This is a genomic window from Streptomyces sp. NPDC046197 (assembly GCF_040646295.1).
Lineage (GTDB): Bacteria > Actinomycetota > Actinomycetes > Streptomycetales > Streptomycetaceae > Streptomyces.
On record NZ_JBEYZY010000008.1, the window covers coordinates 118,936 to 127,534 of the forward strand.

Here is an 8,599-nt window from a genome sequence, read left to right on the forward strand (position 1 = left end):
TGGTGTCCGCCGTCTGCGTGGCGGCCTGCGGCCGCTGACCACCGACGCGCCGGCGGTCCCCGGTCCGGGCCAGGGCCCGGCGGGCCGGGTCGCGGAACTCCCGGTCGGTCAGGGCCTCGCAGCCCCACGGCAATGGCACGCGCAGCTCCGCAGGACGTACGGTCATGCGCCCGCGCCGACCTGGCCCGACGGGCCGTACACACCCGTCCGGCCTAGTCTGAAAGCGGCACACGGCAGCCTGGCGACGGCGCATGCCGAAAGGGGCTCTGCGATGGACGACTACCCGATGATCGAGAACCATGGCCTGATCGGGGATCTGCAGACCGCGGCACTCGTGACCACGGACGGAACGGTCGACTGGTTCTGCTGCCCGCGCATCGACTCGCCCAGCGTGTTCGGTGCGCTGCTGGACAAGCGCAAGGGCGGCCACTGCACGGTCCGGCCGGCCCACGCCACGTACGCGACCAAGCAGTTGTACCTGCCCGACACCGCCGTCCTGGTGACCCGGTTCATGACCGCGGCCGGCGCGGGCGAGGTGCTCGACTTCATGCCGGTGACCGGGGCCACGGCGACGCCGCGCCACCGCCTGTTCCGCATGGTGCGCTGTGTGCGCGGCAGCATGACCTTCCATGTGGAGATCGCGCCGCGTTTCGACTACGGCCGCAAACCCCCCGAGCTGCACATCACCGAGCGAGGCGCCGTCTTCGCATCCGACGGGCACGAGCTGACGGTGCACCCGGTCCGTGAACCGGACGACGAACGGTTGATGACCGGGCTCACGGACGAGGGCGACCTGCGCCTGTCACTGACTCTTCGGGCGGGCCAGGAGCGCGGGTTCGTTCTGGAGTCGGCCGCCGACGGGCCGCCCCGGCACATCCGGCTCGCGGAGTTCCAGGAACTCTTCGACCACACGATCCGGTTCTGGCGGTCCTGGCTCGGCCAGTCGACGTACACCGGGCGCTGGCGGGAGATGCTGGAACGGTCGGCCGTGACGCTGAAACTCATGACCTACGCGCCGAGCGGCGGCCTGGTGGCCGCTCCGACGGCGGGGTTGCCGGAACAGCTCGGGGGCGAGCGCAACTGGGACTACCGGTTCACATGGGTCCGCGACGCCGCGTTCTCCATCTACGCCCTGCTGGGCATGGGGTTCACCGAGGAGGCGAGGGCATTCATGGTCTGGCTGGCCGACCGGGCGGAGGAGAAGGCCGGCGGGGACACCGGACCGCTGAACATCATGTACCGGGTCGACGGCTCCTCCGACCTGGAGGAGGAGATCCTCGACCACTGGGAGGGCTACGAGCGGTCCGCCCCGGTGCGCATCGGCAACGGCGCCGCGACGCAACTCCAGCTGGACATCTACGGGGAGGCGATGGACAGCATCTCCTTCGCGCACCGCCACGGCATGTTCCTGGCCCACCGGGGCTGGAGGTCGCTGCTCACCATCCTGGACTGGCTCACCGACCACTGGGACCAGGCCGAGGAGGGGGTCTGGGAGACGCGCGGCGGCCGTCAGCACTTCACGTACGGCCGCGTGATGTCCTGGGTGGCCTTCGACCGCGCTCTGCGGCTCGCCCAGGACAGCGGCTGGCCGGCCACGGCCGCGCTCTGGAGCACCACGCGGGACAAGATCTACGAGCAGATCTGGACGAAGGGCTGGAACGAGAAGCGGGAGGCCTTCGTCCAGCACTACGGCAGCGACGTCCTCGACTCGTCGCTGCTGCGCATGCCGACCGTCGGCTTCGTCACGCCCGAGGACCCGATGTGGATCTCGACCCTGGACGCGATGGAGGAGGAACTGGTCAGCGACAGCCTGGTGTACCGGTACAACCCGGACGCCTCTCCCGACGGACTCCGGGGCTCCGAGGGCACGTTCTCGCTGTGCACCTTCCTGTACGTCGACGCCCTGGCACGTGCGGGCCGCACCGACAAGGCGCGGCTGGTGCTGGAGAAGATGCTGGGGTACGCCAACCATCTGGGCCTCTATTCGGAGGAGATCGACCCCACCGGGCGACAGCTCGGGAACTTCCCGCAGGCCTTCACCCATCTGGCCCTGATCGACGCGGCCATCACTCTGGACGCCGCCCTGAACAAGGCACGGTAGCGGGGACACATCGCACCCGAGACCGCCGGAAAGCCCCGCCGGGGACGGGGCGTTGGGGGTCAGGCGTCGTCACCCGCACCGCCGCGCCGCAGGTCGGCGTCGGTGAGGGATTCCAGTTCGCCATGGGTGTCCAGCCAGTACAGGTAGGCGACTGCCGGGAAGACCAGGACGACGGCCACGAGGGTGACCAGCATCAGCCAGCGCAGTGTGGTCGGGGCGCCGGCTCCGTCGGCCACGGTCAGCGAGACCGGGACGAGGTAGGGCCGCTGTGCCCGTCCCCAGGCGAGGACCCCGGAGGCCACCGCGACGACGGCCGTGACGCGGGACCAGTTCGCGTCCGCCGTACGCAGCAGCAGCCAGCCGGTGGCCAGGGCCGCCACGGCGGCCAGGACGACGAAGAAGAGCCCGACGCCGTGCGTGAGACCGTGCCACACGTGGGGTGCGTCGCCATGGGTGACGAACAGCATGACCACCGTCAGTACGGCGACGACGGCGAGGACGGCCAGCGCCCTGAGCCGGAACCCACGGTCGAGGTCGGGGGCGCCGAAACGACGGGCGTCGCCCGCCAGGAACACCGCCCCCAGGAACGCCGTCATGGTGACGGCGAGCAGCCCGAAGAGCAGGGAGGTCGGGTTGGCCCAGTTGTCCGGCGAGGCGGCCGTTCCCGGGGCCACCCGGCCGGAGGCGATCCCGCCCGCGGCGGCGCCGAGGAAGAACGGCGTGAGAAGTGAGGAGACGGCGAACACCGCGCCGTACAGGCGTCGTCCGGCCAGGCGGCGGGCGGGCTTGCGCAGCGCGAAGCCGGCGCCGCGCAGCACGATGCCGACGGCGGCGAGCGCCAGGGGCAGCCACATCGCGACGAACACGGTGTGGAAGAAGACCGGGAACCCGGTCCACATGATGACGAGGACGAAGATCAGCCAGACGTTGTTGACCTCCCACACGGGGGCCATGGCGTGGTCGATCAGCCACCGGGGGCGCCGGCCGCGTTCGGCTCCGCCCGCGATCAGGTCCCAGAAGCCGGCTCCGTAGTCGGTGCCACCGGCACAGGCGTAGGCGGCGATCGCGAGCAGCAGGACGACGGCGACGACATCGGCGGTCACGGCCGGTCCCCCCGAGGGCCGGAGGGGCCGCGGCCGGGCTCCGGTGTGGTTCCGGCCGGGGAGGTGGATCGCCGCGGCCCGTAGGGGGTGTCCGACTCCGGCGTCTCCAGTGCATGTTGTGCCGTGCCCCGCTCGTCGGCGAGCCGCCAGCGGGTGCGCATCTTCAGCAGTACGGCGAGGAAGGAGCCGAAGACGAACACGTAGACCGCGGCGACCAGCCCGAACATGGTCCACAGCGCGGGGGCGCGGGTGGCGGTGACCGCCTCGGCGACCCGCATGTTCTGGTAGACGATCCACGGCTGACGGCCCACCTCGGTGGTGATCCAGCCGCACTCGACGGCGACGGCGGAGGCCACGCCCGCGCACGCCGCGACGCCGTAGAACCAGGGGGAGGCGGGCAGCCGGCGACGCCGCAGCCACAGCAGGCCGTACCAGAGCGCGAGCAGAATCAGCAGCGAGCCGATGCCGACCATGGTGTCGAACGTGAAGTGGGTGATGGTGGCCTGGGTGGTGGTCGGCCGTTCGTCGGCCGGTACCGAGGTCAGTCCGGTCACCTTGGTGTCCGGGCGGAAGCCCGCGAGGATGGAGTCGAGTTGGGGGATCTTGATGCCGCCGGAGACGGACCCGTCCGGATGCAGTCGGCCGTAGAGGTATTCCGGCACGTGGGTCTCGGTCTTCCAGACGATCTCCATCGCGGCGAACTTCACCGGCTGCTTGTGGAACACCTGACGGGCGATGGAGTCGCCCAGCACGAACTGCACCGGGGTGAACACCGCGGCGAGGGTGAAGGGCACCGTGAATCCGAGCCGGTGGTAGTGGTCGCGCCGGCCGCGCAGCCGTCCGACGGCGTAGACGCCTGCCACCACGTAGCCCGCGGTCACCAGCATCGCCACCACGAAGTGCCAGTACTCGGGGCCGAACATGGGCGTGAAGACGGCCTTGAGGATGTGTACGTCCGTGGGGTTGCCCGCGGAGTCGAGACTGAAGCCCTGCGGGGTGTTCATCCAGGAGTTGGCCGCGATGATCCCGAAGGCGCCGAGCAGGGCGGTGGCCGGCAGGGGCAGCCCGAGCAGGAAGTGCGTGCGGGGCGGCAGTCTGCGCCATCCGTAGAGGTAGATGGCGATGAGTACCGCCTCCAGGAAGAAGGCCCAGGCCTCGACACCGAAGCCGATGCCGAAGACGTCGCCCCACCGGCCCATCATGCCCGGCCACAGCAGGCCGAACTCGAAGGACAGGACGGTGCCGGTGACCACTCCGATCGCGAACTGCACGGCCATCACCGCCGACCAGCGCCGGGCCAGCAGCAGGGCGGTGGGGTCGTTCCGGCGCAGGCCGTGGGCGTGCATGATCAGGGTGATGAGCGGCAGCGCCACGCCGAAGGGCACGAGGAGGATGTGCGAGGCGAGGGTGAACGCCATGAGCGACCTGGCCGGGAGCGTCTGCGCCGGCACCTCCGTCAGCAGGTGGACCGTGGTGTGCATGCATGTCTCCTGCCGGGGAGGGCGCGGGGGAAAAGCCCGGCCGCGGACGGCGAAGCCCGGGCTTGAAGATCAGCCGCCGGTGGCGAAGCCCGGGAAGAGGGTCATGCCGCCGTCCACGTAGAGGGTGGCGCCCACGACGTAGTCCAGGAGGTCGGAGGCGAGGGCGACGACGGCGTGGGCGACGTCCTCCGGGTCGCCGACGCGGCCGTACGGGATCAGCTGAAGGAGGTCCCGCTCGGCTTCCGGTGTCTCCCAGGCGCTGCGGTTGATCGGCGTCCTGATGGCGCCGGGGGCGACCGCGTTCACGCGGATCTTCTTCGGCGCCAGTTCCTGCGCCAGGGTCTGCATCATCATCAGCACGCCGCCCTTGGAGGAGGCGTAGTTGACGTGGCCGCTCCACGGGATGATCTGGTGCACCGAGCTCATGCAGATGATCTTTCCCGCGGCGCGCGACACCTCGGGGACGACCCCACGGCGCACGAACTCCTTGGTCGCCTCGCGGGCGCAGAGGAACTGCCCGGTCAGATTGACGTCCAGCACCTTCTGCCACTGGGCGAGGGTCATCTCCATGATGGTGGCGTCGCGTTGCAGTCCCGCGTTGGCGACGAGGATGTCGATCGTCCCGAACTCGCGGACCATCCAGTCCATCATGGCGACGACCTGGTCCTCCTGCGACACGTCCGCCTCGTAGGCCGCCGCACGCACCCCCAGCGAGGTGATCTCCTCGACGACCTTCTCGGCGTCTTCACGGCCGGCCACGTAGTTGACGACGACGTCGGCCCCGGCCCGGCCCAGACCGATGGCGGTCGCCATGCCGATACCCGAGTTGGCCCCGGTGACCAGCGCCTTCTGTCCTCTGAGCAGATGGGCGGGAATCACGCCCTTCGGCGCGCTCTCGGTGACACTCACGATCGACAGCCTCCTCCGCTGCGTGGTCCCCGCTCGGCCGGGCCACCGCCCGGAGGGATCCAACGTCACACAACCACCGCGCCGCGGAAGTGGCGCTCGGAGCGTACGGATGTTGCGCCGCCGGGCTGAGGATCTTCGCCCGGTCGGCGGCCCGCTCCCGCGTGTCGGCGGCCCGCCCCGCACATCGGCGGCCGGCGGGCGCGGTGGCGGGGTCAGCTCAGGCGGTCCAGCAGATGGTCGCCCACCCGCAGCGCGTTCGCGATCGCCGTCAGGGACGGGTTCACCGCGCCGATGCTCGGGAAGAAGCTGGTGTCGACCACGTACAGGTTGTCCAGGTCGTGGGCCTTGCAGTTGACGTCCAGGGCCGAGGTGGCCGGGTCGTCGCCGAACCGTACGGTGCCTGCCTGGTGCGCGGTGGCACCGATCGGCATGCCCTTGTGCAGGTAGATGCTGCGGGACAGCAGCTTGTGCTCGTGCATGCCCAGATGGCCGAGCATGTGCTCGAGCTTGTGCCGCAGCCGCCGCAGACCGGCGATGTTGTTCTTCTCGTCGAGTGCGAGGTGGATACGGCCGTCCGCGTCCAGGGTGACGCGGTTGTCCGGCTGAGGCAGGTCCTCCCCGCACAGCCAGAAGTCCACGGCGTGATGGGCCAGGACCTCGAAGGGCATGTCGGGTGCCGCGGCTCCCGCCCAGCGCGGTGCCTGTCCGTGGATCTGCTCGGCGTCGGACTTGCCCAGCATCTGGATTCCGCCCAGGGGGTACTCCCAGTCGTCCGCGCCCAGATACCAGTCGTGCAGGGCGAGGGTCTTCTGGAACAGGGTGTCGTTGGGCTCCTTGGAGACGGCCATCAGGGCCAAATTGTTGTGCCGCATGTAGTTCCGGCCGACCACGTCGGAGCTGTTGGCCAGTCCCCGCGGATGCTGGTCGTTGGCCGAGGCGAGCAGCAGGGCCGCCGAGTTCACCGCGCCGCACGCGACGACCACGATGTCCGCGGTGTACCGGACTTCCTCCCCGTCCCCGGCCGGCCGGACGACGACCGTGGTGACGCGGCGTCCGCTCGGGTCGGTCTGCAGCCGGACCACCCGGGCCTCGGTGACCAGTTCGACGTTGGGATGGTTCAGGGCGGGTTCCACACAGATCACCTGCGCGTCGGACTTGCCGCGGACGAGGCAGGGAAAGCCGTCCACGCGGTCGCAGCGGATGCAGACACTGGACCGGGTCGCGCGGCCGCTGTCGTCCTGTTGGAGATCGACCCCGATCGGCAGGTGGAAGGGGTGCAGGCCCTGCTTCTCCAGGTCGTGGCTCAACTGCTGGATGCGCGGCTCGTGTTCGACCGGCGGGTAGGCGTACTGACCGCTGACCGGGCCCTCCCACGGGTCCTCGCCGTGTCGCCCGTGCACGAGGTACAGGTGCTCCGCCTGTGTGTAGTACGGCTCCAGGTCCTCGTAGCGGATCGGCCAGGCGGGAGAGACGCCGTCGTGGTGACGCAGTTCACCGAAGTCCTCGGGCCGCAGCCGGAAGAGCGCCGCCCCGTAGAACTTGGTGTTGCCGCCCACGTAGTAGTTGGCCTCGGGCGGGAACTCGTTGCCGTGCTTGTCGATCCAGAACTCCGGTGCCCGGTACTTGCCCTTGACGAAGACGGCGGTGGAGTTCCAGTTGTCACGTTCGCGCCGGAGAAAGCCGCCGCGTTCGAGGACGAGCACCCGCTTCCCGGAGGGTGCGAGCCGGTGGGCGAGAGTACCGCCGCCGGCCCCGGTGCCGATGATGACGACGTCGTAGTGGGCGGATGCACGCATGGGACCACTGTCCTTGCGCTCGCGGCCCCACTCGCCCGCGGGACCTGTCGGTGCGCTGCGAAAACGCAGCAGCCGGTCCGTTGCTTCGAACGTAGCGCCGTGTGGTGCGGTCGGCACCCGGGGAGGAAGCGCCAGGCGGTGAGCTCGGGCACCTCGGAGGAGGGCGGCACCCTCCGAGGACGGTACGGCGGCTCGCGCGCCCTCGGAGGAGGGCGACTCATGCACCCTCAGAGGACGGCGATCGGATTCACCGGTGATCCCGTGGCCCCCGGCAGGCGCAGCGGGGCGACCACGCACAGGAAGGACCAGCGTCCGGCGCTCTCGCAGGCCGGGGCCAGTTCCTCGAACTGGAGGTAGTCCATCAGATACGTCCCCATGCCGTGCATCGCGAGCACGTGCACGGGGAAATCCGTGCCGTCCACCGGGCTCGGGGCCGTGTCGTTGTTGCCGTCCCCGCCCAGCACCGCGACCTCCCGCTCGGCCAGGAACCTCATGGCCGGCGGGTGGAGACCCACGCGTGCCTCGGAGACCTTCCACGCCCCCAGCTCCCGCCGCCTGAGCCGGTGACCCACCCGGACCAGCAGCAGATCTCCCGCCCCGACCTCGACGCCCTGCGCCTGCTCGGCGGCCGTCAGGTCCTCCAGGGTCACCACGTCGCCCGGTTCCAGCCAGGGGACGCCGCGCAGCCGGGGCACGTCCAGGAGCACACCGCGTCCGACGATGCCCTCGTGGACGAGGCCGACGGACAGCTCGCCGGCCCCCTCCGGCGTCAGGGTGTGCGCCGGGACCCCGCCGTACAGTTCACCGTCGACGATGACGTGACACAGCGCGTCCAGATGACTGTCCGCGTCACCGTGGATGTTCATCGCCAACCGGTCGCGGGCGAAGTGCAGTCCCGGCGCGTCCAGCTCCCCGGCGGCCGGCCCGGTCATCCGGTGGTGCGCGGGCTCGGGGTTGTCCGGTCCCGGACGGGTCTCGATGGGAGCGGCGAGAGACACCGTGCGCCCCGTACGGACCTCGGACACGGCGGCGACCACGCGCTCGGGCGTCAGATGGCGCAGGGCGCCGAGGCGCAGGCCCCCGTCCTGCCGCGTACTGTGGCGCAGCTCTTCGTACAGCTCCCGGAACGCCGCTGCGGTCATCCGCACAGCGGCCCGGCCGCCCGAGCCGGGGGCGGAGGCGGGTCCGGAGCCTGGCTCGGGGCCGGAC

The 8,599-nt window shown here is 70.6% G+C and carries 6 protein-coding genes; 1 reads left to right on the forward strand and 5 read right to left on the reverse strand.

Going from position 1 to position 8,599, the window contains the following annotated elements; translation table 11 throughout:
- The first annotated feature begins 271 nt into the window (after positions 1 to 271).
- Positions 272 to 2,101, forward strand: a complete 1,830-nt coding sequence (locus AB0A61_RS13905) for a glycoside hydrolase family 15 protein (RefSeq protein ID WP_361291113.1) — start codon at positions 272 to 274, stop codon at positions 2,099 to 2,101.
- A 59-nt stretch (positions 2,102 to 2,160) separates the two neighbouring features.
- Here the strand turns inward: AB0A61_RS13905 and AB0A61_RS13910 are convergent, their stop codons facing one another.
- From AB0A61_RS13910 to AB0A61_RS13930, 5 genes are all read right to left on the reverse strand, one after another.
- Positions 2,161 to 3,204 carry a cytochrome d ubiquinol oxidase subunit II gene (locus AB0A61_RS13910; RefSeq protein WP_361291116.1) on the reverse strand — a complete coding sequence of 348 codons (1,044 nt, stop codon included), beginning with the start codon at positions 3,202 to 3,204 and terminating at the stop codon, positions 2,161 to 2,163.
- Positions 3,201 to 4,685 carry a cytochrome ubiquinol oxidase subunit I gene (locus AB0A61_RS13915; protein WP_361291119.1) on the reverse strand — a complete coding sequence of 495 codons (1,485 nt, stop codon included), beginning with the start codon at positions 4,683 to 4,685 and terminating at the stop codon, positions 3,201 to 3,203. Before AB0A61_RS13915 ends, AB0A61_RS13910 begins: the two co-directional genes overlap by 4 nt.
- 69 nt (positions 4,686 to 4,754) lie before the next feature.
- Complete coding sequence (locus tag AB0A61_RS13920; RefSeq protein WP_361291122.1) at positions 4,755 to 5,594, reverse strand: SDR family oxidoreductase; 840 nt, start codon at positions 5,592 to 5,594, stop codon at positions 4,755 to 4,757.
- A 212-nt stretch (positions 5,595 to 5,806) separates the two neighbouring features.
- Positions 5,807 to 7,390, reverse strand: a complete 1,584-nt coding sequence (locus AB0A61_RS13925; protein ID WP_361291125.1) for a GMC family oxidoreductase — start codon at positions 7,388 to 7,390, stop codon at positions 5,807 to 5,809.
- A gap of 227 nt (positions 7,391 to 7,617) precedes the next feature.
- Entirely contained in the window at positions 7,618 to 8,532 is a 915-nt protein-coding gene (locus AB0A61_RS13930) for a cyclase family protein (RefSeq protein ID WP_361291544.1), read from the reverse strand.
- Positions 8,533 to 8,599 lie beyond the last annotated feature (67 nt).

Coding starts and splice junctions, on each gene's coding strand:
- AB0A61_RS13925 (WP_361291125.1), bottom strand. CDS start 7,390: ATGCGTGCATCCGCCCACTACGACGTCGTCATCATCGGCACCGGGGCC.
- AB0A61_RS13915 (WP_361291119.1), bottom strand. CDS start 4,685: ATGCACACCACGGTCCACCTGCTGACGGAGGTGCCGGCGCAGACGCTC.
- AB0A61_RS13905 (WP_361291113.1), top strand. CDS start 272: ATGGACGACTACCCGATGATCGAGAACCATGGCCTGATCGGGGATCTG.
- AB0A61_RS13930 (WP_361291544.1), bottom strand. CDS start 8,532: ATGACCGCAGCGGCGTTCCGGGAGCTGTACGAAGAGCTGCGCCACAGT.